Source organism: Rhodopseudomonas sp. AAP120 (assembly GCF_001295845.1).
In the GTDB taxonomy this organism is placed as follows: Bacteria; Pseudomonadota; Alphaproteobacteria; order Rhizobiales; family Xanthobacteraceae; genus Rhodopseudomonas.
The window spans coordinates 1-26861 of the sequence record NZ_LJIC01000015.1; the positions used below are offsets into that span (position 1 = coordinate 1).

General features: G+C 64.4%; 19 protein-coding genes. 11 read left to right on the top strand and 8 right to left on the bottom strand.

What is annotated here, in order from left to right; all coding sequences use genetic code 11:
- The first annotated feature begins 517 nt into the window (after positions 1–517).
- The 3 genes from IP86_RS02055 to IP86_RS02065 are packed head-to-tail and all read left to right on the top strand — an operon-like array spanning position 518 to position 3156.
- On the top strand, positions 518–1525 hold the full coding sequence (locus IP86_RS02055; protein WP_054160914.1) for an ABC transporter substrate-binding protein: 1008 nt from the start codon (positions 518–520) through the stop codon (positions 1523–1525).
- Position 1526: 1 nt separating this feature from the next.
- On the top strand, positions 1527–2339 hold the full coding sequence (locus tag IP86_RS02060) for an ABC transporter ATP-binding protein (RefSeq protein ID WP_054160915.1): 813 nt from the start codon (positions 1527–1529) through the stop codon (positions 2337–2339).
- Positions 2332–3156, top strand: a complete 825-nt coding sequence (locus IP86_RS02065) for an ABC transporter permease (RefSeq protein ID WP_054160916.1) — start codon at positions 2332–2334, stop codon at positions 3154–3156. The genes IP86_RS02060 and IP86_RS02065 overlap by 8 nt, the downstream gene beginning before the upstream one ends.
- A 251-nt stretch (positions 3157–3407) precedes the next feature.
- On the opposite strand, the gene IP86_RS02070 is transcribed toward IP86_RS02065, so the two are convergent.
- The 3 genes from IP86_RS02070 to IP86_RS02080 form a co-directional block, all read right to left on the bottom strand.
- A complete protein-coding gene (locus IP86_RS02070; RefSeq protein WP_054160917.1) occupies positions 3408–4562 on the bottom strand; it encodes an acyl-CoA dehydrogenase family protein in 1155 nt (384 codons plus the stop codon).
- Between the two features lie 123 nt (positions 4563–4685).
- Positions 4686–5825, bottom strand: coding sequence for an acyl-CoA dehydrogenase family protein (locus IP86_RS02075; RefSeq protein WP_054160918.1), 1140 nt, complete (start codon positions 5823–5825; stop codon positions 4686–4688).
- Between the two features lie 105 nt (positions 5826–5930).
- Positions 5931–6236 (bottom strand): cytochrome c552, encoded by a 306-nt coding sequence (locus tag IP86_RS02080; protein ID WP_054160919.1) that lies wholly within the window; start codon positions 6234–6236, stop codon positions 5931–5933.
- A 207-nt stretch (positions 6237–6443) separates the two neighbouring features.
- Between IP86_RS02080 and IP86_RS02085 the strand changes: the two genes are divergently transcribed.
- Entirely contained in the window at positions 6444–8564 is a 2121-nt protein-coding gene (locus tag IP86_RS02085) for a hybrid sensor histidine kinase/response regulator family protein (RefSeq protein WP_054160920.1), read from the top strand.
- Positions 8565–8630: 66 nt separating this feature from the next.
- Here the strand turns inward: IP86_RS02085 and IP86_RS02090 are convergent, their stop codons facing one another.
- The 4 genes from IP86_RS02090 to IP86_RS02105 all read right to left on the bottom strand — a co-directional run bounded on the left by IP86_RS02090 (position 8631) and on the right by IP86_RS02105 (position 12438).
- A complete protein-coding gene (locus IP86_RS02090; protein ID WP_054160921.1) occupies positions 8631–9053 on the bottom strand; it encodes a hypothetical protein in 423 nt (140 codons plus the stop codon).
- Positions 9054–9216: 163 nt separating this feature from the next.
- On the bottom strand, positions 9217–10029 hold the full coding sequence (locus tag IP86_RS02095; protein WP_054160922.1) for a COG3904 family protein: 813 nt from the start codon (positions 10027–10029) through the stop codon (positions 9217–9219).
- A 14-nt stretch (positions 10030–10043) separates the two neighbouring features.
- Positions 10044–11411 (bottom strand): hypothetical protein, encoded by a 1368-nt coding sequence (locus tag IP86_RS02100; protein WP_502693982.1) that lies wholly within the window; start codon positions 11409–11411, stop codon positions 10044–10046.
- 130 nt (positions 11412–11541) lie between these two features.
- Positions 11542–12438 carry a DUF6662 family protein gene (locus IP86_RS02105; protein WP_156332353.1) on the bottom strand — a complete coding sequence of 299 codons (897 nt, stop codon included), beginning with the start codon at positions 12436–12438 and terminating at the stop codon, positions 11542–11544.
- A 525-nt stretch (positions 12439–12963) separates the two neighbouring features.
- On the opposite strand from IP86_RS02105, the gene IP86_RS02110 reads away from it, so the two are divergent.
- The 7 genes from IP86_RS02110 (at position 12964) to IP86_RS02140 (ending at position 25100) form a co-directional block, all read left to right on the top strand.
- On the top strand, positions 12964–14250 hold the full coding sequence (locus IP86_RS02110; RefSeq protein ID WP_197279593.1) for an acyltransferase family protein: 1287 nt from the start codon (positions 12964–12966) through the stop codon (positions 14248–14250).
- Between the two features lie 161 nt (positions 14251–14411).
- Positions 14412–16751, top strand: coding sequence for a Tex family protein (locus IP86_RS02115; RefSeq protein WP_054160925.1), 2340 nt, complete (start codon positions 14412–14414; stop codon positions 16749–16751).
- 238 nt (positions 16752–16989) lie between these two features.
- Positions 16990–17643, top strand: coding sequence for a response regulator transcription factor (locus IP86_RS02120; RefSeq protein WP_054160926.1), 654 nt, complete (start codon positions 16990–16992; stop codon positions 17641–17643).
- 69 nt (positions 17644–17712) lie between these two features.
- The gene (locus IP86_RS02125) at positions 17713–18102 is read left to right on the top strand and encodes a response regulator transcription factor (RefSeq protein WP_054161057.1); all 390 of its coding nucleotides are present in this window, start codon (positions 17713–17715) and stop codon (positions 18100–18102) included.
- Entirely contained in the window at positions 18102–23255 is a 5154-nt protein-coding gene (locus IP86_RS02130; protein WP_054160927.1) for a trifunctional serine/threonine-protein kinase/ATP-binding protein/sensor histidine kinase, read from the top strand. The genes IP86_RS02125 and IP86_RS02130 overlap by 1 nt, the downstream gene beginning before the upstream one ends.
- 92 nt (positions 23256–23347) lie before the next feature.
- Positions 23348–24055 (top strand): alpha/beta fold hydrolase, encoded by a 708-nt coding sequence (locus IP86_RS02135; protein ID WP_156332354.1) that lies wholly within the window; start codon positions 23348–23350, stop codon positions 24053–24055.
- Between the two features lie 202 nt (positions 24056–24257).
- The gene (locus IP86_RS02140; RefSeq protein ID WP_054160929.1) at positions 24258–25100 is read left to right on the top strand and encodes an alpha/beta fold hydrolase; all 843 of its coding nucleotides are present in this window, start codon (positions 24258–24260) and stop codon (positions 25098–25100) included.
- Between the two features lie 306 nt (positions 25101–25406).
- On the opposite strand, the gene IP86_RS02145 is transcribed toward IP86_RS02140, so the two are convergent.
- Complete coding sequence (locus tag IP86_RS02145; RefSeq protein ID WP_054160930.1) at positions 25407–26807, bottom strand: alginate export family protein; 1401 nt, start codon at positions 26805–26807, stop codon at positions 25407–25409.
- Positions 26808–26861: the final 54 nt, after the last annotated feature.

The following is a 26861-nucleotide window of genomic DNA, read 5'->3' on the forward strand; positions in this document are numbered from 1 at the left end:
GCCCCCTCACCCGGATTGCTGCGCAATCCGACCTCTCCCCGCACGCGGGGAGAGGTCGGGCAGTGCTCGGGGCTCTGGATTGCTTCGCTGCGCTCGCAATGACGGCCAACACCACGCACGGCGCGCTCCCTCTCCCGCTTGCGGGAGAGGGTTGGGGTGAGGGCGACGCGAGCACCGCGCTGCTGTTGACGAATAATCAGTAGCACTCGGCCGCGCTGAGGCGCCCCCTCACCCGGATTGCTGCGCAATCCGACCTCTCCCCGCCCGCGGGGAGAGGTTGCGCCGTGCTTGGGGCTGGGCGGACCACAAGTTCGGGGAAGCGGAATAGCGAGAGCCGGAAAGACATTCGCTAACGACTGCAGTTCCAAGAACAACTATCTGCCGATAACGTCTCTACCAGCATGGCCGTTTCTAAAACGACCCTGCTCCGTTTGCGTGCTGGACCACACCGTAGATTTGCTCAAATCTGATCAGATCAGTCCGCTTCGCACCCACGCACGGCCATCGAGAGACACCCATGCAGACGTCCAACTATCTGTGCGCAGGCAGTCTCGCCGCTGCGCTCGCCGCCGGCACGGCCACCCACGCGCGCGCCGAGACCGCGCAGCTGCGCATCGCCCAGCAATTCGGCATCGCCTATCTGCCGCTGATCGTCGCCAGCCAGAACGGACTGATCGAAGAGGAAGCCAAGGCGCTCGGCATCGCGCCGCCGAAGATCGAATGGCTGCGGCTGTCCGGCGCCGCGTCGATGAACGAGGCGCTGATTTCCGGCAGCCTCGACTTTGCGACCGCCGGCATCGCGCCGATGATCCTGACCTGGGACAAGACGCGTAGCACCGCCAAGATCATCGGCGTCGCCGCGCTCGGCTCGATGGCCAACATTCTCACCACCAACAATCCGAACGTCAAAACGCTGGCGGATTTCACCGAGAAGGACCGCATCGCGCTGCCGTCGGTGAAGGTCGGCTTCCAGCCGATCGTGCTGCAGATGGCCGCCGACAAGGCGTTCGGCAAATACGACAAGCTGGACGACCTCACCGTCAGCATGCCGCATCCGGACGCCGCGGCGCAGCTGTTGTCGGGCCGCTCCGAGATCACCGCGCACTTCACCTCGCCGCCGTTCTCGCAGCAGGAGCTCGCCAGCGGCAAGGTGCACCAGGTGCTCAACAGCTACGACGTGCTGGGCGGGCCGCACACCTTCAACGTGGTGTATGCGACGACCAAGTTCGTCAATGATAACCCCAAGACGATTCAGGCGTTCGTGCGCGGCCTCGACCGCGCCAATGACTGGATCAAGGCCAACCCGAAGGATGCCGCCGCGCTCTACATCAAGGCCGAGAACTCCAAGCTGGCGCCCGAGCTGATCGAGAGCATCATCCGCGACAAGGACGTCAACTTCACCACCGCGCCCGAAGGCGCGCAGAAATTCGCCGACTTCGAGGCCAAGCTCGGCCTGATCAAACAGGCGCCGGCGTCGTGGCGCGATCTGTTCTGGTCCGGGCTCGGAGAAAAGCCCGGTAGCTGAGATGAACGTCGCGCCGCGCCTCAGCGAGCTGATCGAGAGCACCGCCGCGCCGCTGCTGGTGCTCGACCAAGTGAGTATCAGCTACGCGACACCCGGCGGCGAGCTGACGGCGGTGGAAGAGGTCGGCTTCACGCTGTCGGCCGGCGAACGGCTGGTGCTGCTCGGTCCGTCCGGCTGCGGCAAGTCCACGCTGCTGCGCGCGGTCGGCGGCTTCCTCAAGCCGCGCTCCGGCGAGATCCGGCTGAGCGGCCGCCGCATCGTCGCGCCCGGCCCGGACCGCATGACGGTGTTTCAGGAGTTCGATCAGCTGCTGCCGTGGCGCAGCGTGGTCGGCAACGTGCGCTACGCGTTGCAGCGTGGAAAGGGGCTGCCGCGCCGCGAGGCCGACGCGGTGGCGCGGCACTGGCTCGGGCGCGTCGGTTTGAAGAATTTCGCCGAGGCGTTTCCGCACACGCTGTCGGGCGGCATGAAGCAGCGCGTGGCGATCGCGCGCGCCTTCGCGCTGGAGCCGGCGCTGCTGTTGATGGACGAGCCGTTCGCCGCGCTCGACGCGCTGACCCGCCGGCAAATGCAGGACGAATTGTTGAAGCTGGCCGAGGAAACCGGCACGACTACACTGTTCGTCACGCACGGCATCGACGAGGCGATCCGGGTCGGCACCAGGATCATCGCACTGTCGCCGCTGCCCGGGCGGATCGCCGCGAGTTTCGAGGTGCCGCCCGCCAGCCGCGCCCGCGGCACCGCGAGCTTCGCCGCACTGGAGCAGGAGATCCAGCAGAGCGTCTTCGCCGATCCGGTCCCTGCGCATGTCTGACATCGCCGCACCGAAACCGATCCGCGCGCCGGCGCTGCACCGTGCGCTCACCGGCACGCCGTGGCGGCGCGCCGTGATCCTGATCGGCTTTGCGCTGATCTGGGAGCTGTATGCGCGCTGGCTCGACAATCCGCTGCTGCTGCCGACGATGGGCGCGACCTTCGCGGCACTGTGGTCGGCGATCCTGTCCGGCGAACTGCCGGACCGGACGGCGACCTCGCTGCGCGTGCTGATCACCGGCTACGCGCTGGGCGTCGCGGTTGCGGCGGTGCTGACGACGCTGGCGGCACTGTCGCGCTGGGGCAACGAGGCGCTCGGGCTACTCACCTCGATGTTCAACCCGCTGCCGGCGATCGCGCTATTGCCGGTCGCGCTGCTGTGGTTCGGCGTCGGCACGCCGAGCCTGATCTTCGTCATCGTGCACTCGGTGCTGTGGCCGGTGGCGCTGGCCTGCTATGGCGGCTTCCTCGCGGTGCCGCCGACGCTGCGCATGGCCGGGCGCAATCTCGGCCTGTCCGGCGGCCGGTTCGTGGCGGAGATATTAGTGCCGGCGGCCTTCCCGCAGATCCTGTCCGGGCTGCGGATCGGCTGGGCGTTCGCGTGGCGAACGCTGATCGCGGCCGAACTGGTGTTCGGCGTCAGCGCCCGCTCCGGCGGGCTGGGCTGGTTCATCTACACCAGCCGCGCCCAACTCGAGACCGCCAGCGTGTTCGCCGGCCTGCTCACCGTCATCCTGATCGGCCTCGTCGTCGAAGGCCTGATCTTCCGAACGCTGACGCGATTCACCGTGCAGCGCTGGGGACAGGAGCAGGGGTAGTGAGCGCAGAGCCTCCTGCACGAGGTCGTTTCAGGTGTAAGTCGAAGAACATCGCCGCGCACAGCGCGCTCCCTCGCCCCGCTCTTGCGGGGAGAGGGTTGGGGTGAGGGGCAGGCCGCGAGTCGCTGACTCTCGCTCGTCAAACAAACTAACGCTCGGCCGCGGGGAGACGCCCCCTCACCCGGATTGCTGCGCAATCCGACCTCTCCCCGCACGCGGGGAGAGGTGAACGACGCTCATTCCTGGCGACGTTACGCCTTCCCCGGCAGTGTGCCCATTGCCTTGCAGAGAATGCCGAGCATCACCTCGTCGGCGCCGCCGCCGATCGAGGTCAGGCGGCTATCGCGATAGGAGCGCGTCACCAGCGTCTCGTTCATGAAGCCCATGCCGCCCCAGAACTGCAGGCAAGCGTCGGGCAGTTCGCGGCCGAGTCGGCCAGCCTTCAGCTTGGCCATAGTGGCAAGATGCGTGACGTCCTCGCCGGCCACCAACTGCTCGGCGGCGCGGTAGACCAGCGATCGCAGCAACTCGACCTCCGTCTGCAATTCGGCGAGCCGGAAGTGGATCACTTGATTGTCGAGCAGCGGCTTGCCGAACGCCTTACGGCTGCGGGTGTAATCGATGGTGTCCTGGATCGTCTTCTCGTGCGACTTGAGGCAGGCGGCGGCGCCCCACAGGCGCTCCTCCTGAAACTGCACCATCTGATAGACGAAGCCCTTGCCCTCTTCGCCGATCCGGTTGCGCTTCGGCACCCGGACCTCGTCGAAATGAATCTGCGCGGTGTCGGATGAGCGCATTCCCATCTTGTCGAGCTTGCGTGCGATACTGACGCCCTTGGTCTTCATCGGCACGCAGATCAGCGACTTGTTGCGATGCACCGGGCCGTCGCCGGTGTTGCACAACAGGCAGATCCAGTCGGCCTGGGTGCCGTTGGTGATCCACATCTTGCCGCCCGAGATGACGTAGTCGTCACCGTCCGAGCGTGCGGTGGTCTTGATCGCCGCGACATCGGAGCCGGCGCTCGGCTCGGACACGCCGATGCAGGCGACGTAGTCGCCTGCGATCGACGGCGCCAGGAATTCCTTGCGCAGCTCGTCCGAGCCGAATTTCGCCAGCGCCGGCGTCGCCATGTCGGTCTGCACGCCGATCGCCATCGGCACGCCGCCGCAATTGATCGCACCGAGTTCCTCGGCCATCATCAGCGCGTAGGAGTAGTCGAGCCCCTGCCCGCCATATTCGACCGGCTTGTTGAGTCCGAGGAAGCCGAGATCGCCAAGCTTCTTGAACAGCTCGTGCGCCGGGAAGATGCCGTCCTTCTCCCATTCCTCGACATGCGGATTGATGTCGCTGGCGATGAACTTCTGCAGCACGCGGCGCGGTTCTTCGTGTTCTTGGCTGAATAGCATCGAGGTTTTGCCTTTTTACTACAGGTTCGGCCCCGTCATTGCGAGCGAAGCGAAGCAATCCAGCTCAGTGCACCGCGCTGGATTGCTTCGTCGCTTCGCTCCTCGCAATGACGGGGAGATTGATCACAATCCCATCTGCCGGCTGGCGAGGTCCTTCATGATCTCCTCGGTGCCGCCGCCGATGGCGTTGACCTTGACGTCGCGGTAGATGCGCTCGACCTTGACGCCGCGCATGTAACCGGCACCGCCGAAAATCTGCACCGCTTCGGAGGCGCAGAACGCCATGGTCTGCGTCGCCTGGTTCTTCAGCATGCAGATCTCGGCGATCGGGCTCTCACCCTGCTGCACGCGCCAGGCCAGCAGCTCCAGCATCGCCTGCGACGCAGCGACCTTCTGCGCCATGTCGACCAGCTTGTGGCGAATTACCTGATGCTTCGACAACGGCTTGCCGAAGGTGACGCGCTCCTTGGCGTAGGCGATCGACTCGTCCAGGCAGACCCGCGACGCCGCGATGCAGCCGGCCGCCATCGTCAGGCGCTCGCTGTTGAAGTTCTGCATGATGATCATGAAGCCGGCGCCTTCCTGCCCGAGCAGGTTGCCGGCCGGCACGCGGCAATTGTCGAAGTGCAGCGTCGCGGTGTCGGATGCCCACCACCCCATCTTCTTCAGCGACGTCCGGCTCAGCCCGGGCGTATCGCCGGGAATCAGCAGCAGGCTGACGCCGCCCGGCCCGTCGCCGCCGGTGCGCACCGCGGTGGTGATGTAGTCGGCACGCATGCCGGAGGTGATGAACGTCTTCTCGCCGTTCACCACGTAATGGTCGCCATCGCGCACCGCGCGGGTGCGCAGATTGGCGACGTCGGAGCCGCCGGACGGCTCGGTGATCGCCAGCGCCGAGATCTTCTTGCCGGACAAAATCTCCGGCAGCACCCGCGCCTTCAGCTCAGGCGAGCCGGCGCGCGCGATCGGCGGCGCGCCGATCGAATGGCTGTTGAGGCTGGCGCTGACGCCGCCGGCACCTGCCCGTGCCAGTTCCTGCGTCGCCACGATCCACATGAACTGGTCGGTCGGCGTGCCGCCATATTCTTCGGGGAAGCCGAGCCCCAGCAGCCCGATCGCGGCGGCCTTCTCGTAGAGTTCGCGGGGAAACCCGCCCGCCTCGTCCCATTCGGTGGCGAACGGTTCGATTTCCTTCTGAACGAAGCGGCGCACGACGTCGCGAAAGGCGACGTGATCGGCAGTGTAAAACAGCGAGTTGGTCAAGGCGGCACCCGGCAGTTGCGCGGCGAGGATGCCGGGAAAGCGTCGGCGTCACTTGCGTCGAGACGCTGATGGCGGATCGTCGCGATCGGGGAGCGCGCAGATGCCTCAGCGCCGCCTCTGCTCCGCAATAAAGGCCGCGATATTCCGTGTCTCGATCCGACTGAGCGCCATGCTCTCCATCTTGGGATGCGGCTCGAGCAGAAACGTGGCCAACCTGTCCTCGTCAAAGTCGGGCCGCGAAGCGATCGAGGCGAACGAAGGGACCAGATCGTTGCCCTTGCGCTGATCCTCCGAGACTAAGTGGCAACCGGAGCACCAGCGCTTGGCCAGCGTCTCACCATTCACGGCATCCGCTGCGGGGGCGGCTTGGGGGGCGAGCAAAAGCAACAGGCTGAGCATCAGTGCACGCATCTTCAATCCTCTTGTGCAACGGTCCGCCGGGCGGCCGCGAAATGAGCGGCGGGGCACATGCTATTTACTGGAAAGGTTCCACTCACGATAGTTAGACCCTCGACCGGGAATACCGCCAATCCCGCAGCGGCTTGCAAGAGGTTTCGCGCGGCGAAGAAAGATGCTTAATTGATAATCAATGGCAACTAGTTCCACCGCTTCTCTCCCATGCTGACCGCACAGCGCGATTCCCTCCGGCTGCTGCGTGCGATCCTGGTTGCGTCGGTCATTCTGCCGGCGGCCCTGTTCAGCTACGCAGGCTGGCTCGCCTATCGCTCGAACGAGGACAGCGCCGAGCGGCAGATCGACAAGACCCGCGATATCGTCACCGAACATGCGCTGAAGATCTTCGAATCGGTCGAGCGATCGATCGCCGAAACTTCGGAGATCATCCGCGACATGTCGGACGATCAGATCCGAGCCAACGAGGCGGCGCTCCACGAGCGGCTGAAGCGTTTGGCGGAAGGCTCCGAACAGATCAAGTCGATGTGGATCTTCGACAGGCACGGGCGGACGCTGGTCAACAGCATGCTGTACCCCTCGCCGCCCGGCGACTTCTCCGATCGCGATTACTTTCAGGCGCATCTGCCCCGGGATATCGGATTGTTCGTTGGCCGAACGTTGCAGCCCCGGCCGCCGTTCGGCGGCGCGCCGTTCTTCAGCGTCAGCGTTCGCCGCGCTACGCCCGATGGTCGTTTCGCCGGCGTGATCGAATCGTCGGTGCTGCCGGATTACTTCGAGGGCTTTTACGCCAAGGTCGGCCGCGAAAGCGGTAGCTACGCGGCGCTGGTTCGCGAAGATGGCGCCATCCTGGCCCGCTATCCCGCGATCGAGCACACCGATGCGACGGTGAAGACCGACGGCCTGATCGGACGAGCGATGATCGCCGGCAGTACCGAAGGCACGATCACCCAGGTGTCTTCGCTCGACGGAATCGAACGACGGGTCGCTTATCGCAAGCTGCCGAAGCTGCCGATCTACGTCTACGCCGGCCTGGAGACGCGCACGATCCGCAACATGTGGCTGTCGCAGCTCGGGGCCTATCTGCTGGTCGGCCTGCCGGCGACCGCGGCTCTGATTGCGATCGTCATGCTGGCGCTCGCCCGAACCCGCCGGCTTTACGAAGAAGCGGACCGCCGCGCGACCGCCGAGAACGCGCTGAAGCAGTCACAACGGCTGGAATCGCTTGGCCGGCTGACCGGTGGCGTCGCCCACGACTTCAACAATCTGCTGATGGTGGTCGGCGGTTCGGTTCAGAAGCTGCGGCGGCGCCACACCGACCTGCAGGATCGCCGCACTCTCGATATGATCGATTCCGCGGTCGCCAAAGGCGCCGGCTTGACCCGGCAGTTGCTGTCGTTTTCGCGGCGACACAACGTCGCGGCGAAGCTCGTCGACCTCGGGGACAGCGTGACGAAGTTCGCCGACGTGTTGCGCCAATCGGTGCGCAGCGACATCGCCATCGACATCGAGCCGCCGACAGAGCGAATTGTCGTTGAGATGGATCCGAACGAATTCGAGATCGCGTTGCTCAATTTGGCCCTGAATGCGCGCGATGCGATGCCGGACGGCGGCCGCATCAGCGTCTCGATCCGGACCGAGACGCTGAAGAATTTCGGTCCCCGCAAGCTGACCGGTGACTACGCTATCCTCGGCTTCGCCGACACCGGCGTCGGCATTCCAGAGGAAATTCGCGACCGCATCTTCGAGCCCTTCTTCACCACCAAACCGGTCGACCGTGGCACCGGTCTGGGACTCAGTCAGATCTACGGCTTCGTCCAGCAGTCCAGTGGCGCCATCACGGTCGAAAGCAAAATCGGCCGGGGCACCCGCTTCGACTTGTTCCTGCCGCGCTCGGCAGAAGCGCCTGCCGATGAAGCGGCGGATGCAGCCGCGGTGCCGGCGCAGGCCGACAAAACTGCGACTCTGTTGCTGGTCGAAGATCATCCCGACGTCGCAGCTGTTGCCACCGACTACGCGGAGCAATGCGGTTTCGCGGTCGTGAAGGCTGCTTCCGCGGAGGCGGCGCTCGAACTGCTGAACAGCCATCGCGATATCGACCTGGTGTTCAGCGACATCGTGATGCCGGGCATGAGTGGTCTGGAACTCGCCCGGCTGATCCGCGACCATCATCCGGAGACGCCGGTGGTGCTGGCCTCCGGCTACAGCGACCGCAGCGCATCTGCGCTGGCCGAAGGATTTCCGCTTCTGCAGAAGCCTTACACGCTTGAAGCGTTGCGCAAGGCACTTGTCCAGGCCCTGCATGGGCGGTCGACCGCCGCCGAATAGCACGATGCGGCGGCGCCGGGCGCCGCCGCATCCAGTTCCAGCCGATCCGTAACGGCTGAGCTTCGCTTACCAGTGGCGATGGAAGTGGCCATGGCCGAACCGCGGTCCGCCATAACCAGCGCGGATCACCGGTCCACGATAGTAGCCGTAGGACGACCGATAGCCCCCATAGGGGCGATAGCCGCCGTAGTAGACCGCGCGCGGACGGGCGTAATAGCGCGGGCCGCCGTAGCCCCAGCCGCCGTAATAGCCCGGGCCGCCATAGTAGCCGGCATAGCTCGGGCCATAGCCGTAATACGGGCCGCCGCCGTAATATCCGTAGCCCGGGCCCCAACCATAACCGCCGGATGCGGCGCCGGCGATCAACGCGCCAGCAGCGATGCCACCGACGAGGGCCGGCCCCCAGCCGCGTTGCGCATGCGCGGGCGCTGAGGCGGTGACTACCGCCAGAGTAGCTGCTGCACCGAGAACCAAAGCTGTCTTCTTCATATCGACTCCCTTCGCGAGGTTACCGTTGCTTCATAACCGCGCATTATTTGAAAGGTTGCTGGAACCACGCGACCGCAGCCCTGCAACACGCAAAGCGTACGGCAACGCTCGCTCGGCGCACCGCAGGCGGAGCCTCGGGGAGGGAGAGCCTTAGATGGCTCGATCAGGGTTTCGAGACGCCGATCGGCTGAGCGGTGACGATGTTGAATTTGGTCAGTTCGTCCGGTTTGAATACGAACAACCGATCCTTCGGCGTTTCCATCGCGTGGACCCAGACCTGCAGATCGATGCCCATTTCTCCGAGATAGCGCTGACACCGGGCAGAAATCCGCTGCGCGTCGCTCATCCCATCGCGCGGCACAGAATCGGCGTCGGCGGACTTCGCCGCAAAAACCTGGTGGACGCCGATCGAGGACTTGTCGCCAGCACGGCGTTCCACGCCTCCGAAGAACACCAGCGGACAGGACGAGGCACAGTACTTCCCGGCCTCCACGGCGGTCGCGAGTTTGCGCTCGCGGATCAGCCGCCCCATCACCATCGCGTCGCTGACAGAGCCCCCAGGAGAATTCAGCACCACCGTCTTGATGTACTCGCCGTGCCGCTCGATCGCCGCCGCGAAGGCGCCCGCCGTGCCTGGTGTGATCGTGCCCGAGGCCATCAACCTGTTGCCGCCGACCAGATCGAACGTCATCGGCTTGCCGAGGGCACCGTCCGGCTGCGGCAGCGGTGCCAGACGATCGCGTCCGGGCAGCCACGGCGACAGGATCGCGGGCAGCGAAGGTAAGCCCTCCGGGGCCTCACGCTGCGCCGGCGCCACTTCGCCCGCTTCGGTCGCTCCCCAGCCATTGGCACTGGCGAGATCGAAGCCGAGCGCACCGATCGATAAGACCACCAGACCGCGAAACACCAAGCGCAGCACGGCGTCTTCCGGATTGCCGGACAGCCAGTCGTGGAAGCGTTGCGTCAGACCGGTCATCGATCCGCCAACACTTACTTGTTGTGTCGTGCCGAGGACAGCGCGGTCACATTCTCGTCGGTTGCGACGACCGGCTCTGCGGCTGACTCGACTGGCGATGACCTGGCCGGCTCCGCCGTCAATTGGACGGCCCGGCTCGCCTGTTCCACCTCGCGTGCCATCTTCAACGCGGCCATCATCTCGGCTGCGGTCATCGCCGAGGCACTGGCCGCCGGCAGGCCTTCGCGACGGATCGCCGCGTGCACGACACACAGGATCAGCACCAACACTGCGGGCATCAGGTCGATCGAGATTGCACCAGCCCAGCTCGGGATGAAGTCGCCGGCATATCGGAGCACGGCCTCGGCCGGCGACATCGCCTGGAAACGGGCCGGCTCAATCCGCCGCATGTCGAGGATTTTGTCGGCGGCGCTGGCGAGCGACGCCGCCTGCGCAGCGATCGCGGTCTCGACCTTGCCGACCACCGCCGTCTGCCGCTCGGCAAGATCGACGCTACGGCCGCCGGCCGACGGCGCGATGAAGCTCGATGATAACGAGGTTGCGGCGCGCTTCACCGCAGGAGCGACCGAAGTCTGCTGCAGATTGGCGATTACCCCCATCAGCGCCAATGACTCAGTAGCGAAACCGTCGCTGCGCTCGCTGATCGGACCGCGATCAGACACCAGCTCCCGCATCTTGGCGAGGTGCTTGCCGCCCTCTTCGAACAGCACCGCGACGCGCTTGCCCGAGGCTTCGACTTCCTTGCCGAGGCTGTCGAGCTGGGCCGACATCTGCGTAAGCAATTGCACCACCGTACCCGAGCCGGAAGTGCCGGTCAGCGAGCCCGCGCGCTCGGCGTCGGCGAGCTTCGCGAAGCGCGATGCGGCGATCTGGATATCCGGCAGAAGTCCCTGCGCAGCGATAGCGTTGGTGTTTGCAGCATCCAGATCGCGCGTGTAGTCCTGCACCGTGATCGAGAGATGCTGGCGGATCGCAGCGGCCCCGGCGAGCGCCGACGCGTTCAGCCAGGACGACATCGCCACGATCATCAGCGATCCAAAGATCATGCAGCCGAACATCAGCGCCCGCCCGGTACGATCCACCACGTGCGGCATAAACTGCATGAGGAACACCCAGAACGCGTAGATCCCGACCGACACCGCAACGGAGTAGATCAGCGCCGCGAAAAACACCGTCGTCGGACTGCCGTTGAGCAGCTCGCGCACGCCCAGATAGGTGTAGACGCCCGCGCCGAGCGCGAGGATCGCCGTGGTCAGCTTGAGCATCACTTCGAGACGGTCGACCCCGCGCGACAAAAGCAGCGACGAGGGAACCAGCTTGCCGGCGTGAGCGGCGGAAGCAGAGGATGACGGAACAGCGGCCGGTTCGGCGGCAAGGGGCATGAGCATATCCGGATGATGCGACAATTGCGCACGACCAACGCCCCCCGCGGGTTCATACTCCGCAACGCTTAGTTGTGAATTCGGACCAGATTGTGGTGAGGTAGCGTACGCTCTTCACCGCGTCATGACCTCAGAAATGTGCGTTGATCCGCAGCATCGCCTGCTGACGCTCGTGATTGTCGAGATCGAGCCATCGAGCGTCTCCGGCAGCACGCCCCGCGACCTGGATCTGCCAGGTGCCGGACAGTCCAAGTGTGCTGGTGAGACTGTAGGAGAACGTCGGTCCGACATAGACAGCCTCTCCCACGAGGCGATCGAGGCCGCCGCCATCATAGCTGCGGAGGTAGCGGGTCCCGACACCGATCAGCAAGCCGGGTTTCAACTGATAAGATAGAGCGGCGTGCAGGGCGAACTCGGAGTCGTGGGCGGTCACCCCCGTGGCATGCGTTCGCGTGACGCCCGTCCCGTACCACACGTTGAACGCGGCGAACCAGCGATCCTCGACCAGTTCCTTGTCGAACAGCGCCGCGAACTCTGCGCCGTATTGCTCGACGCGCAGACCACTGCCGTCGTCGATCCGGTTCCATCCCGGCTGCGCATGCAGGGTCAATCCGAAAGGAGCCGTTGCTCTGTCGATCAGCTTGGCGCGAAATTCCAGGGTGGCGCCGTTGAAGCTGACATGGTGGCGATCGTCGAAGCCGGCAACCCCATCGATCCGCTGTGCACCGAGCGCGAAGCCGGGCGCGATACGGAAACGATCGGACAGGGTGTATTTGATCTGGTTCAACGTCGCGAGCGTGGCATAGCGGCCATCACGCTTTCCGAATGCTGCGACATTCTCCATTTCAAGTTCAATCTCGCCGACCCGGCCAATGTCGGACCCCATCGTGAAACCGAAGATGTGCTCGGTGTCGGCGCCTTCGGCATGTCCAGGCGCCTCGCCGCCTGCTAATGCGAAAAGGCGCGTGCTGCGGCCCCCCTGGGGTTCGTTGGATCCGCTCTTCCTCGGCAAATGCCGTCGGCGCATCGCAGAGCACCCCGAACGACAGCAAGGCCGCCGACAGCCACGGCGAGATCCGCGTTCCCGGGGCGCCCGCCAGCGCCTCGTCCCCTAGTCTCCCGGTCACCCTGACCTCCGCCTTCCCTGAGCCCGCCAAGGCCGCCTATATGCACATGCGACTTATTTGCATTAAAAGAACAGATCGATTGGCCGAATGCAACAGTAAAGCGAGAACTGAATGCCGAAGCCGGACAGGAGAAGAAGGAGCCCCGGGGCTGGGCGGGGAAAGCCCCGGGGCTGGGTCACCGCCGACCGGGGGAGGTCTCGGCGCTGACAAGTCGGTTCGCAACGAGTGCTTCGGGCTTCGACTGAGGGACCGAGCTCGGAGGCGCGCATTGCGAAGACGAAGGTCCTTGGCTAAGCCGGTGGTCGTCAAAGTGGCTCAACAGGACGATGCTTCTGACGACTGTGATGCACCCGCCGCGGCTGAAGGAAAAGCCTAAGTTCCAACGGTGGTTGGCCATGCGCTAACCCACCCCGCGCAATCGGTGGGTGCGAATTATCCTCAAATCAACGGGCCAGGCGCGCCGCAGATCAACTTACCGCCAATCCGACAACCCCGTCGCGGAGCCGGCGCAGGCCAAGCTCTTTACGGCCTCGCGCCCGGCTTCTAACGTCACCTTCAGATCAGCGAACGCCTTCCGAATGAACCGACCTCAGACTTTCATCCCGCGCCTCGAATCGATGCGCGGCATCGCTGCCCTGTTGGTTGCAGCATCTCATGTGGTGCAGGCCCCGACGGGTCCAACGACCGAACTGCTGACGCATCCCGGCGTCGAACTCAGCACCGGCAGTCGCGTGCTTTATGCGACGATCGTGCACGCGGTCGATGGTCTGCAGGCCGTGATCTTCTTTTTCGTGCTCAGTGGATTTGTCCTGACGCGCTCCCTGCTGCGGGAGCCGAGCCCCTCCCCTGCGCAGGCGGCCGAATTCGTCATTGCGCGCCTGTTCCGGTTGTATCCGGCGATCATCTTCGCGATCGGATCGTTCGCTGCCGCGTCAGCGCTGCTCGGCGCACCACCCGCGCTTTCGACTATCCTCAAGAACATGGCGCTGATCAGTACATCCCTCAACGGCGTGATGTGGTCATTGCAGCTCGAGCTGCTGGCCATTCCCGTGATCTACGTGATGTATCTCCTGCTGCTGCGGGGGACACGCCTTGCGGTCATCGCATCGATCACGATTTCACTGAGCCTGGTCGTGATGTCGTTCGATCCGTCCATCCACAAAATCCTCGGCGAACCGCCGCTGCAGCTGTTCTATGCCTTCACATTCGGCTGTTTCTGCGCCGCGGCCTCCGGCCGCCTGGCGTCGCGGCTGACTCCGATGCAGGCCAATATCGCGATCGCGATATTCATCATCCTGTTCTTCACGGCGCGTCCGCTGCTCGGACCCGCATCGACCTGGCGATTCCTGGTCAACTCGCTGAGCGCCTGGGCGATGATCTATCTCGTCGCCTATGGTCCTCGCGCTTCGCTTCTCAACGTGCTCGACCACCCGATCGCGCACTGGCTTGGCAAACTGTCGTTCAGTTACTACCTGTTTCACTTCCTGACGATCACGCCGGTCTGGAATCACCCCGAGTTCCTGGCCTGGCTGATCGACACGGTGGGGTTGCCGAGACCGGTGATCGCCTTGCTGATCTTTGCGGCCAGCACCATGGCGGCGATGGCGTTGGCCTATATCTGCTACAGCTTCGTCGAACTGCCGGGTATTCGTCTCGGGAGGAGCGTCCGCAGTCTGCTCTCTCCGCGCGTCCGAGGCGTGCCGGCCCGCTGATCATCCGCGGGCGCCGAGTCGGCAGGCACGATCCGAACAGGCCTGTGGGCCACCGCATCCAGGCCGTCCACCTCGCTGCCGAGATGTCGTAGGTTGCCTTCGATTCGCCGCGCCCTTCAGCGAAGCGTCGACGTCCTTGCCATCGTTCCGAGAGACTTCCAGTGCCGAAAATCGCGTCCATCATCGCCACCGAACTCGCCGTCCGTGAAGAACAGGTTCAGGCTGCCATCGACCTGCTCGACGGTGGGGCGACCGTCCCGTTCATTGCGCGCTATCGCAAGGAAGCGACCGGCATGCTCGACGACGCGCAATTGCGCACGCTGGAAGAGCGGTTGACCTATCTGCGCGAGATGGACGCGCGGCGCCTCGCCATCATCGACAGCATCAAGGAACAGGGCAAGCTGACGCCAGAGATAGAGAAGGCGCTGCTCGCCGCCGACACCAAGGCGCGGCTCGAGGACATCTATCTGCCGTTCAAGGAGAAGCGCCGCACCAAAGCGCAGATCGCGCGCGAGTGCGGGCTGGAGCCGCTCGCCGATCTGCTGCTGCAGAATCCCGACAAGGATCCGCAGGCCGAGGCCGCCGCCTATGTAAAGGCCGAGGGCGAGCATCCGGTCGCCGACGTCAAGGCCGCGCTGGAAGGCGCGCGCGCGATTCTGGTCGAGCGCTTCTCCGAGCACGCCGACCTCACCGGGAGCCTGCGCGAAGCGATGTGGAGCCGCGGTCAGATCAAGGCCAGCGTGCGCGACGGCAAGAAAACCGCCGGCGCCAAGTTCGCCGATTATTTCGACTTCTCCGAGCCCTACGAAAAGCTGCCGTCGCATCGCATTCTGGCGCTGCTGCGCGGCGAAAAGGAGGAGATCCTGTCGCTCGATTTCGGCGACGGCGAAGATCCCGACTCCAAAGAGCCGACGCAATACGAGAACCGTATCGCTGCCACGTTCGGGATCTCGCGCAAGGGCCGGCCGGCCGATGGCTTCCTGTCCGACTGCGTGCGCTGGGCGTGGCGCACCCGGATCAAAACCGGGCTGGCGCTCGACGTCCGAATGCGGCTGTGGCAGCAGGCGGAGAAGGAAGCGGTACGCGTGTTCGCCGCCAATCTGCGCGACCTGCTGCTCGCCGCCCCGGCCGGTGGCCGCGCCACGCTGGGCCTCGATCCCGGCTTCCGCACCGGCGTCAAGGTCGCGGTGATCGACCGCACCGGCAAGTTCGTCGATCACACCACGATCTATCCGCACGAGCCGGCGCGGAAGTGGAACGAGAGCATGCTCGAGCTGGCGCAGCTGTGCGTCAAGCATCGTATCGAGCTGGTGGCGATCGGGAACGGCACCGCGTCGCGCGAGACCGAAAAGCTGGTCGCGGATCTGATGAAAGCCAAGCCCGACCTCAAGCTCACCAAGGCGATCGTCTCCGAGGCCGGCGCGTCGGTGTACTCCGCGTCCGAATTCGCCTCGAAGGAATTTCCCGACCTCGACGTCTCGATCCGCGGCGCGGTGTCGATCGCGCGGCGGCTGCAGGATCCACTCGGCGAGTTGGTGAAGGTGCCGCCGCAGTCGATCGGCGTCGGGCAGTACCAGCACGACCTCAATCAGTACACGCTGTCGCGCGCGCTCGATGCCACTGTGGAAGACTGCGTGAACGCTGTCGGCGTCGATCTCAACACCGCCTCGGCGCCGCTGCTGGCGCGGGTGTCGGGCATCGGCGAAACGCTCGCGCAGAACATCGTCGCGCATCGTGACGCCAACGGCCCGTTTCCGAGCCGCGCCAAGCTCAAGGAGGTGCCGCGGCTCGGACCGAAGGCGTTCGAGCAATGCGCCGGCTTCCTGCGCATCCGCGACGGCGAAAATCCGCTCGACGCCTCCGGCGTGCATCCGGAAGCCTATCCGATCGTCAAGAAGATCCTGGCGGCCACCAAGAGCGACATCAAGGCGCTGATCGGCCAGACCAAGACGCTGCAGACGCTGCGGCCGGCAGAGTTCGCCGACGACAAGTTCGGCATCCCGACCGTCACCGACATCATCAAGGAACTCGATAAGCCCGGCCGCGATCCGCGACCGGAGTTCAAGACCGCGACCTTCCAGGAAGGCGTCGAGAAGATCACCGACCTCAAGCCCGGCATGATCCTCGAAGCCACCATTACCAACGTCGCCGCGTTCGGCGCCTTCGCCGATATCGGCGTGCATCAGGACGGCCTGATCCACATCTCGGCGATGTCCGAGCGGCGGATCAACGATCCGCGCGAGGTCGTCAAGCCGGGCCAGGTAGTCAAGGTCAAGGTGCTGGAAGTCGACGTGCCGCGCAATCGCATCGGCCTGACGCTGCGGATGTCCGACCCGATCCCGAAGGCCGGCGAGCGTCGCCAGTCGGGCGGCGGCGGAGCCGGGGCCAAGCTGATCGATCGCCATCGGCCACGCCCCGAGACCAGCGGAGGTGGTGGTGCTTTCGCGGCCGCCCTCGCCAAGGCCGCTGAGAGCAGCAAGAATCGGCAGAAATCGAAGTAGTGCGATAGTGGGCGCGGAGCCGGCCGTCCGACACAGCGGCTCCGACTGCTGCGCATCGAGGCTTGCTGCTCGAGGCGCATCCCGTCGACCCGCCCTCTTCGAACTTGCATTGCGGAGCGACCTGTTCGAGTGATGCGGTTGCAGCATGGGCGCGGTCCGGCGTGCTGCATCCCGCTAACTGGCGCCGCCCGACGACTTTGGGTAAAGTGGGGCGGATCGGAACATAGCAGCGGGATTCATGACTTCAGCGGCCGGCCCACTCGTCGTGATCGTCGATGACGATGCCGACATCAGAGAGGCTCTGGCCGGCCTGTTTCTTTCGGTAGGCAACAGAGTTGCGCTGTTCTCTTCCGCTCAGCAGCTTCTGACGGCGGGCGTGCCAACCGACGCCAATTGCATGATCCTTGATGTCCGCTTACCCGGTACCAGCGGCCTCGACCTCCAGGATATCCTATCGCGGCTGAATGTCCGCATCCCGATCATCTTCATGACCGGCTACGGCGATGTCCCCATGACTGTCCGCGGCATGAAGGCCGGAGCCGTGGACTTTCTCACCAAACCGTTTCGAGATCAGGAGATGCTCGATGCGGTGGCCGCCGCTACCGAACTGGATCGCAAACGTCGCGAGGCAGACGGTAGGCGCGACGAGATTCTGCAACGCTTCCGGACGCTGACTCCGCGCGAGAAGCAGATCTTCGAGATGGTCGTAGCCGGATCGATGAACAAGATCGTCGCCGCGGACCTCGGCCTCAGCGAGATCACCGTCAAGATTCATCGCGGTCGGGTCATGAAAAAGATGAGCGCGCGCTCACTCGCCGATCTGGTGAGAATGGCGGAGTTGATCTGCCGCGACGCTGGCGGAACCGACATTAAACCATCGTATGACTTATAAGGCCACAATGGCTGCCGCACTGTCGGGAGCCGGCGGATCGTGCTGGATCGCCCCTTGAGGATGGCAGACTTGACCATCGGCAAGATCATCTCGGTGATAGACGACGACGAAAATGTCCGGATCGCCATCGAGGGACTGATCAAATCACTCGGCTTCGAATCCCGTGGCTTTGCTTCGGCGCAGCAATATCTGGAGTCTGGGCTGATCGCCGCGACTGCATGTCTGATCACCGACGTGCAAATGGCCGGCCTCAATGGCCTCGACCTTTATGCACGATTGGTCGCAGAAGGTGGCGCGCCGCCGGTGATCTTCATCACGGCCTTCCCCGACAAAAGGATTGAGGCACGCGCGCTGGCTCTCCAAGCCGTCGGCTTCCTGAGCAAGCCTTTCGATCCTCAGGTTCTGGTCCAGTGTATTCATCGCGCGATCACCCCGCAGAGCGGGAGGGGACCGGACTGATGGATCCTGCGCACCACCCAAGCGGATCGGACCCGTTCCGGGTCGTCACGGCTCCCTTGCGGTTCATGAGGCGCAATGGCCGCTATGCCATCTACCAGGTACAGGACGATCTTGGCCCAGCGTCGCTGCTCCTCATGGGAGAGTCGTGCGATCCCGCCGTCGTGCAGCGACTGGCGCAGGAATTCGCCATCGCGCGCGACCTCGACCCGGAGCTCGTCGTTCATCCTCGCGAGTTGGTCTCCGCCGAAGGGCGAATCGGGCTTCTGGTCGACGATCGCGATGCGCGTCCCCTTGCCGAACTACTCGATCAGCCTCTCGACGTCGCCCGGTTTCTCCGGCGAGCGGTCGGGCTGGCTCACGCGCTGAGCTACGTCCATCTGCGAGGCTTCATTCACCGCAATCTGAGTCCGGACACCATCTGGATCGACCCTGCCGACCACGTTTGGCTGACCGGGCTGGCGGGAGCCTCGCGATTTCATCGCGAACGCCCCGATCTCGCAATCCACGAATCGCTCGTCGAGTCACCGATCTACATGTCGCCGGAACAGACCGGACGCGTAAACCGCTCGATCGACGCTCGCAGCGACCTCTATGTTTTGGGGATCGTGCTGTATCAGATGATCGCGTCGGGCGACCTGCCGTTTGTCGCCAGCAGCTCCACGCAGTGGATCCACTACCACATCGCCCGAGCTCCCAATCCATTTCCCTCCGCGCGTCCCGAGACCGTGGTGATCGAACAGCTGATTTTCCGGCTGCTATCGAAATCGGCCGACGATCGTTACCTCACCGCCGCCACCGTCGAGCGCGACCTGCGATCCTGCCTCGTCGCCTGGGAAGCGTACCACACGACGGCCGGGGTCAGGCTGACGGCCCAGGACGCCTGCGGCGTCATCCGCATGAGCGAGAAGCTCTACGGACGCGACGCCGAGATCAACCGGCTTCTCTCCGCCTATCATCGCGTCGCCTCCACCGGATCGACCGAATGGGTGCTGATCTCCGGCTATTCGGGCGCGGGCAAATCTTCAGTTGTCAACGAACTACGCAAGACGTTGACGCCGAGCAACGGCTTGTTCATTTCCGGCAAGTTCGATCAGTACAACCGCGATATCCCCTTCGCCACGCTGGCGCAGGCGTTCCAATCCTTCGTGCGGCAGATCCTCGGCGAGGACGAGGCGGAGCTGGCACGCTGGCGGGATCGGCTCTGCGACTCCCTTGGCGCCAACGGCGAACTGATGGTCAATCTCGTTCCAGAGCTGGCGCTGCTGATCGGCGATCAACCCGCAATCCCCGATCTGCCTCCCCAGGAAAGCCGCGGCGGGTTTCAAGCCGTGCTCAGCCGTTTTCTCGCCGCCCTCGCCAGGCCGGAACATCCGCTGGTTGTGTTTCTGGACGACCTGCAGTGGTTCGACACCGCGACGGCAGAATTCCTGGTCAGGATCGCGGGCACGCCGGAGATCAGCCACCTCCTGATGATCTGCGCCTACCGCGACAACGAGGTCGGCGATTCCCACCCCCTCGCCGCGGCGTTGAACGATATCCGACGCCATGCGGCGCACCTGGACGAAGTTCGATTGCCGGCGCTGACCTTCGAGAACGTGCGGAGCCTCGTCGCCGACGTTTTGCGCAGTGAGCCTGAGCGCGTCTCGCCGCTGGCTGCGCTGATCCACCGCAAGACCGATGGAAATCCATTCTTCGCCATTCAATTCTTCTCATCGCTGGTTCACGAGCAGCTTCTCGTATTCGATGCGCTCCGTCACGAGTGGACCTGGAACGTCGATCTGATCGACGCCAAGGGCTACACCGACAACGTGGTCGATCTGATGTCACGGCGGCTCGACAAGCTGCCGCCGGTCGCCTTGAAGATCGTCAAGGTATTCTCGTGTCTCGGCATGTATGCCGACGCCGAAACGCTCGGCCGGCTGTGTGAGTTGCCGGAAGATCGGGTTCACGCTGGTCTGCAGGAACTGGTGGCCAGCGAATTGGTACTACGCGCCGGATCCGACTATCGCTTCGTCCACGACCGCGTGAGGGAAGCTGCCTATCGGCTGATACCCGCGGCTGATCTGGCAGCGCAGCATCTGTTCATCGCTCGTCAGCTGGCGGCCGATGCGGGACTGTCACCATCGTCGGATGTGATTTTTCAGATCGTCAACCACTACAACTCGGGCGCCGCACTCGTCTCGGCGGCGGCGGAGCGGCTGACGATGGCGAAATACAACCTCGAGGCCGGCAACGCTGCGCGACGGGCGATCGCTCACCAATCCGCATTGATCTACCTGACGGCTGCCCGCTCTCTTCTGACCAAGCAGGAATGGCGAGAGCACCGCGACCTAGCGTTTCAGATCGAATACCTGCTCGCAGAATCCGAATTCCTCACCGGCCGTCCGACTACCGCCGAGGCCCGGCTGCGGAGCCTGCGGCCCGAAGCGCCCGACGAAGTCGACAAGGCTGCTGTCGTCGCATTGCAGATCACGCTCTACACCGCGATGGATCGCAGTGCCGACGCCGTGAGCACTTGCCTCGACTATCTGAGCGAGGTCGGCATCGTTTGGCCCCGACGACCCAGCCGCGACGACGCGCGCGCCGAGTATCAACGCCTGGCGCGGCGGCTCGACGGCCTCTCGATCGCCGCGCTGCTGGATCTGCCGATCGCGACCGATCCGAAGCATTGCGCCTCTCTCGGCGTCATGACTGCGGCGCTGGCGCCCGCCTTCTTCACCGATCTCAATCTGGTTTGCCTGATCCTGTGCCGGATGGCGAATCTCAGCATCCACCACGGCAACAGCGACGCTTCCGCCCTGGCCTATGCGTATCTCGGGATGGTGGCCGGGCCGACCTTCGGCGACTACCGTGCTGCGCTCAGTTTCGGTGAACTCGGCCTTCGTCTCGCCGAACAACGCGGCCTCGACAAATACAAAGCACGCGTTGACCTCACCTATGGGGCTCACGTCCTGCCCTGGGCCAGACCACTGACGGAGTCGCAGAAATACCTGCGTCGCGCATTCGACGAATCCAACGAGACCGGGGATCTGACGTATGCCGGATTTTCGTCCTGCACGCTGATCACCAACCGCTTGGACGCCGGCGACCTGCTCGACGACATCGAGCCCGAAGCGGCGGCCCGGCTCCACCTGATGCAGCGCGCCAAATTCGGATTGATCGTTCACATTATGACGACCCAGCTTCAGCTCGTACGGATGCTGAAGGGCGACACCGACGCCTTCGGTTCGCTCAACGATTCCCGTTTCGACGAGACCGAGTTCGAACAGCAACTCTCGACCAATTCCAGCCTCGATATCGCGACCTGCTGGTTCTGGATCCGGAAGATGCAGGCTCGCTATTTCGCCGGCGAGTTTGCCGAGGCCTACGTTGCGCTGGAGAAAGCCACGCCTCTTCTGTGGACCACCTTCGGTCATTTCGAGTACGTCGTCATGTGCTTCTATGGTGGACTTGTTCAGGCCGCCTACTACGACTCCGCGCCCGCGAGCCTGCGCGAGACATTGAAGGCTGGACTGGTCGAAGCACATCGCCAGATGTCGGAATGGGAAATCCATTGCCACGAGAATTTCGAGGGCCGCACAGCCGTGCTGGCCGCTGAGATCGCACGGATCGACAACCGGCCGTTCGACGCAATCCGGTCTTATGATCGCGCCATCTCATCTTCACAGCGCCACCGCTTTCTGCAAATCGAAGCGATCGCGCACGAACTGGCTTCCCGTCTCTATCATCGCGAGGGCCTGCAAACCGGTTACGAAACGCATCTGCTGCGAGCGCGCGACTGCTATCATCGCTGGGGCGCCGTCGGGAAGGCGAAGCAGATCGAGCGACAACACCCCGGCCTCGGCCTGCTGGCAGCGCCGACTGTGCCACCGGAATTCGCCGACAGCTTCGACCTGGCGACCGTGGTCAAGACCTCGGAGGCGGTCTCGAACGAACCGGGCGTTTCTCGTCTGATGGAAACGCTGATGACTCTGGTGATCGAACACGCCGGCGCGCAGCGCGGTCTGCTGATCATCCCGCAGGGCGACGAGCTGCGTGTGCGCGCGGAAGCCAGAACGAGCCAGGAGGGCATTCGCGTTTCGCTACGCGATGAGAGCGTGTCGGCCGCCGAATTGCCGATCACGATCGTCAACGTCGTCACCCGCACCGGGGAAGCTGTGATGCTCGACGATGCGCGCGCCAGCGGTGCTTTCGTCGACGATTCCTACATCGCCTCCGTCCAATGCCGATCGGTCCTGTGCCTGCCCCTGATTAAACGCACCAAGCTCGTCGGCATCATCTTCCTCGAGAATAATCTCGCGGCCGGCATTTTTACCCCCGCGAAGCTGACAGTACTCAAGCTTCTGGCGTCGCAGGCTGCGATGTCGTTGAAGAACGCACTGCTAGAGGAGAAGGACGCGCTCGTCGAAGCGCTGCAGAAATCTCAATCCGAGCTGATGCGGATGTCGCGGCTCACCGCCATCGGCGAATTGGTGATCTCGATCGCGCACGAGATCAATCAGCCTTTGACCGCGATCATCACCAATGCCGAGGTCTGCGTGAGATGGCTGAACAACGACAAGCCGTCGACCGAGGAAGCCAGGAATGCGGCCCGCCGGGTGATCGAAAACGGCCGCCGCGCCGCGGACGTGGTTCAAACCATCCGAGGCCTCGCAGTCAAATCGTCGCCCAAGATGTCCGCCGTGGATATCAACGATGTCGTCATCGAAATGCTTTCGATCATCCAAAGCGAGCTTCGCCAGCACACCGTTCAACTCGAGACGGACCTCACCGATACCGACAGCACGGTGCTGGGGAACAGAGTCCAGCTCCAGCAGGTTTTGCTCAATCTGACGATGAATGCCATCGAGTCGACAGCGGCGATCGAAGGCCGGCGAACGCTCCACGTCGCGACGCGGTCGGCCGAAAGCGACACCATCATGGTCACCGTCGCCGACAACGGCCTCGGCTTCGATGAAGACCGCATCGATCAGCTGTTTGAGGCGTTGGTGACGACTAAACCGCACGGCATGGGCATGGGGCTGTCGATCAGCAAGTCGATCGTGGAAGCACACGGCGGCCGACTTTGGGCGACGTCGGTCAAGCCGCGCGGCGCCGCCTTTCACTTTTCGCTGCCCCGGTCATCGCCTGATCCGGGCGATCGCATCGAGTGAATGTTCAAGCCACCGTGCGAACCGACAAGAGACGCCGCTCAGTGTGCTCTAGATAAGCTGCGATGCATTCGATCCCGAGCAGGAAATCACACATGAGCAGCCCCACGTCGTCCCCCACCGTCGTTCTCGTCCACGGCGCCTGGGCCGACGGATCGAGTTGGCGGCTTGTCGTTCCTCTTCTGATCAAAAAGGGCATTCCGGTGGTCGCGGTCCAGAACCCGACGACGTCCCTCGCGGCCGATGTCGAGGCGACAAAGCTGGTGCTTGATGCGATCGAGGGGCCGATCGTGCTGGTCGGCCATAGTTGGGGCGGCGCGGTGATCGCAGAGGCCGGAAACGACCCGAAGGTCGAGGCGCTTGTGTTCGTCGCCGCTCTGCCGCCGAAGGTCGGCGAGTCGGTCGGAGATCTCGTCGGCTCGCATCCGGCGCCGCCCGGCCTGAGCCAAATCGTCAAGGCCGGCCCCGGGCTGCTTAAGCTCAGCCCCGAGGGCTGGATCAGCGACGTCGCGCAGGACCTATCGGAGGACGATGCGCGCGTGCTCGCGGTGGTGCAGCCGCCGCTGCCGGAATCGACCTTTGGCGACAAGATCACTGAAGCCGCGTGGGCCACCCGGCCGAACTGGTACATCGTCTCAGCGAACGACCGCGTGGTCAGTGTCGACTTGCAGCGCGAACTCGCGAAACGCCTCAGCGCCACCACCACCGAGCTGCAGTCCAGCCATCTCTCGATCCTGTCACAGCCACAAGCGGTTGCCGATGTTATCATCGAAGCGGTCGGCGCCGTGGCTGCGGCATCGTGACCTGCTCCTCGCCCTCCCGGAGGTTGACGTGACCAAAACCGCCGCCGACGATGGCGTCAGACTACCCGATGCCCACGCGCAGCACGGTCCTTTACTCTCCCGCCGGGAGATGATGGCCGGTGCCGCCTGTATCGCACTTTTGCCAGGCAGCGCCGTCGCGCAGCCTGCGCATCCTTCTGGCCCCTCGCATGGAGACCACCCGATGAGCAGCGGATTTGTGAAGACCAAGGACGGCGTCGACATCTTCTACAAGGATTGGGGCCCGAAATCGGCGCAGCCGATCGTGTTTCATCACGGCTGGCCGCTATCGTCCGATGACTGGGATGCGCAGATGCTGTTCTTCCGCGCCCACGGCTATCGCGTCGTTGCCCATGACCGCCGCGGCCATGGCCGGTCGGCGCAGGTCGACACCGGCCACGACATGGATCACTACGCGGCCGACGCTTTCGCGGTCGCCGAACATCTCGACCTCAAGAAGGCAGTGCATATCGGCCACTCCACCGGCGGCGGCGAAGTCGCCCGCTACGTCGCGAAGTTCGGCGAGCCGCACGGCCGCGTCGCGAAAGCCGTGCTGGTGTCGGCGGTGCCACCGCTGATGCTGAAGACCGAGAAGAACCCCGGCGGTCTGCCGATCGAGGTGTTCGACGGTTTCCGCAAGGCGCTCGCCGACAACCGCGCGCAGTTCTTTGTCGATGTGCCGGCCGGCCCGTTCTACGGCTTCAACCGCGACGGCGTAAAAACCATGCCGGGCGTCGTCGACAATTGGTGGCGGCAAGGCATGATGGGCGGCGCCAACGCGCACTACGACGGCATCAAGGCGTTCTCCGAGACCGACCAGACCGACGATCTCAAGGCGATCAGCGTGCCGACGTTGGTGCTGCACGGCGAGGACGATCAGATCGTGCCGATCGACGACTCCGCCCGCCTCTCGGTCAAGCTGCTGAAGAACGGCAAGCTCAAGACCTATCCGGGCTATCCGCACGGCATGCTAACCACCCATGCCGACGTGCTCAACGCCGATCTACTGGCCTTTGTCAAAGAGTGAGCGACTGAGAGGCCGGAGCCAGATCCCTCTCTCCGGCCGGCCCTTCCGTCGCCCAGGCGCTCACGAACTCGTCATGGCCGGGCTTGTCCCAGCCATCCACGCCATTCCTGCATTTCCTTCAGCAAGGCGTGGATGCCCGGCACAAGGCCGGGCATCCGGCGCCAACATTCAGCTTCGCAACAAGCACGACCTCATGGTGAGGAGGCGCGAAGCGCCGTCTCGAACCATGCGCCGCAGGCGCTCGTGGCCCATCCTTCGAGACGCCCGGCTGCGCCGGGCTCCTCAGGATGAGGACTGGTACACTGATCACCACCCATACTGCAATTGCGCGCCGAGATAGTCGCTGCTGCGTCCGCCGGCGTTGCGAAGCGTGTCGCCGATCTCGAAATGCACCGCCTCGATCGCGCCGGTGAGGTGCGCATCGAAAGCGTAGTCGACGCGGAGTTGGCCGTAGGCGCCGGTCCAGCTGCTGCCGGTGCCGGCCGTTCCGGGCACCGGATTACTCGGCTGGACGTACACCGCGTCCGCCGTCGTTGTGCGCCATTGCAAGCCGGCCGCCGCCATCACCTTCAACTTGGCGGCAGGGCTGATGGTGAGCGATGGCTTGAGGTGAACCAGGTTCGCATAGCCGGTGTAGCCCGCTAGCGTGAAGTAATAGCCGTTCGGGAACAGCGGATTGAAGGTGCCGAGCACGCCGTCGCCGGGCCGATTGTCGCCCGAGGCCGCGTCGAACTGCAGCCCCAGTCGCGGCTGCCAAGTCGCGTTCAACGTGTAGCCGGCGCGCGCGCCGACCGCCCAGGCCCGCGCCGTGCTGGCGCCGACCTGGCCGAGCTGCCCCATCGCCTCGAGATCCCAGTCGAGCTGCTCGGCCTTGCCGGCGAATCGGATATCGAACACATGACGCCGTTCGTCGCCGAAAGCGTCGAGATATTTGGCGCCTGCTTTTTCGTAGAACGAGTAATAGCCGGACAGTTCATCACTTCCGAACACCTTGCGCTCGATGCGGATCGTGCTGAAGCGGAACTGATCGTTGGAGCGATCGTCGAATGGGCGCTCGTCGAAATACTGCACCGGCCGGCTGACGAAGCCGATGAACCGCCACGCCCCCGTCTCCCAGTCCGCCCAGATCGCGTCGAATGACTGCCGCACGTTCGGGCCGTCGCGCGACGACACGAAGCGCTGCAGGTCGAACGCGAAATCCTGCCGGCCGATGCGCGCCTTGAGCAGACCGCTGTCGAACTGCCGCGTGTATTCCAAAAATGCCAGCCGCAGATCGGCGCGGTCCTGGTCGGCCGAGGTGACCACCAGCTTATCGAGGGCACGGTCGTCCTCGAGCTGGACGAAAGCCCGCCAGTTTTCGTCGAAATGCACGTCGGCGTGCACCTGCAGACGCTGGATGAAATAGCTGTCCGAGCGCGTCCCGGCCGTGCCGAAGCCGGCCGCATCGTTGGACTCGAAGCGTTGCCGGAAGGTGGCGCCGAGCGAGACGTAGCTCTTCGGATCGCTCGCCCACAGCGGGATATATTTCAGTGCATCGAGCGGCTCGGTGCGCAGCTTGGGGTCGGCCAGCACCGACCAGTCCTCTGCCCAGCGATTGGATTGAATCGCAGGACGCGTCGCCGGCGCGGGCGTCGCGGCAGCCGCGTCGTCGGCAGCGTGCGCAGGAACGGCCAGCGCCAGCGCACCTGCCAGGGGCAGCACGCGCATGGCACCAGTCTTGATCCGTCCCCTCACCTCGCGCTCTTCCGCACCCGGTCCCCC

Excerpts from the sequence above, each read along its gene's own strand:
- IP86_RS02055 (WP_054160914.1), top strand. The coding sequence starts at position 518 with ATGCAGACGTCCAACTATCTGTGCGCAGGCAGTCTCGCCGCTGCGCTC.
- IP86_RS02060 (WP_054160915.1), top strand. The coding sequence starts at position 1,527 with ATGAACGTCGCGCCGCGCCTCAGCGAGCTGATCGAGAGCACCGCCGCG.
- IP86_RS02065 (WP_054160916.1), top strand. The coding sequence starts at position 2,332 with ATGTCTGACATCGCCGCACCGAAACCGATCCGCGCGCCGGCGCTGCAC.
- IP86_RS02070 (WP_054160917.1), bottom strand. The coding sequence starts at position 4,562 with ATGCTATTCAGCCAAGAACACGAAGAACCGCGCCGCGTGCTGCAGAAG.
- IP86_RS02080 (WP_054160919.1), bottom strand. The coding sequence starts at position 6,236 with ATGCGTGCACTGATGCTCAGCCTGTTGCTTTTGCTCGCCCCCCAAGCC.
- IP86_RS02085 (WP_054160920.1), top strand. The coding sequence starts at position 6,444 with ATGCTGACCGCACAGCGCGATTCCCTCCGGCTGCTGCGTGCGATCCTG.
- IP86_RS02090 (WP_054160921.1), bottom strand. The coding sequence starts at position 9,053 with ATGAAGAAGACAGCTTTGGTTCTCGGTGCAGCAGCTACTCTGGCGGTA.
- IP86_RS02095 (WP_054160922.1), bottom strand. The coding sequence starts at position 10,029 with ATGACCGGTCTGACGCAACGCTTCCACGACTGGCTGTCCGGCAATCCG.
- IP86_RS02100 (WP_502693982.1), bottom strand. The coding sequence starts at position 11,411 with ATGCCCCTTGCCGCCGAACCGGCCGCTGTTCCGTCATCCTCTGCTTCC.
- IP86_RS02105 (WP_156332353.1), bottom strand. The coding sequence starts at position 12,438 with ATGCGCCGACGGCATTTGCCGAGGAAGAGCGGATCCAACGAACCCCAG.
- IP86_RS02120 (WP_054160926.1), top strand. The coding sequence starts at position 16,990 with ATGACTTCAGCGGCCGGCCCACTCGTCGTGATCGTCGATGACGATGCC.
- IP86_RS02130 (WP_054160927.1), top strand. The coding sequence starts at position 18,102 with ATGGATCCTGCGCACCACCCAAGCGGATCGGACCCGTTCCGGGTCGTC.
- IP86_RS02135 (WP_156332354.1), top strand. The coding sequence starts at position 23,348 with ATGAGCAGCCCCACGTCGTCCCCCACCGTCGTTCTCGTCCACGGCGCC.
- IP86_RS02140 (WP_054160929.1), top strand. The coding sequence starts at position 24,258 with ATGAGCAGCGGATTTGTGAAGACCAAGGACGGCGTCGACATCTTCTAC.
- IP86_RS02145 (WP_054160930.1), bottom strand. The coding sequence starts at position 26,807 with ATGCGCGTGCTGCCCCTGGCAGGTGCGCTGGCGCTGGCCGTTCCTGCG.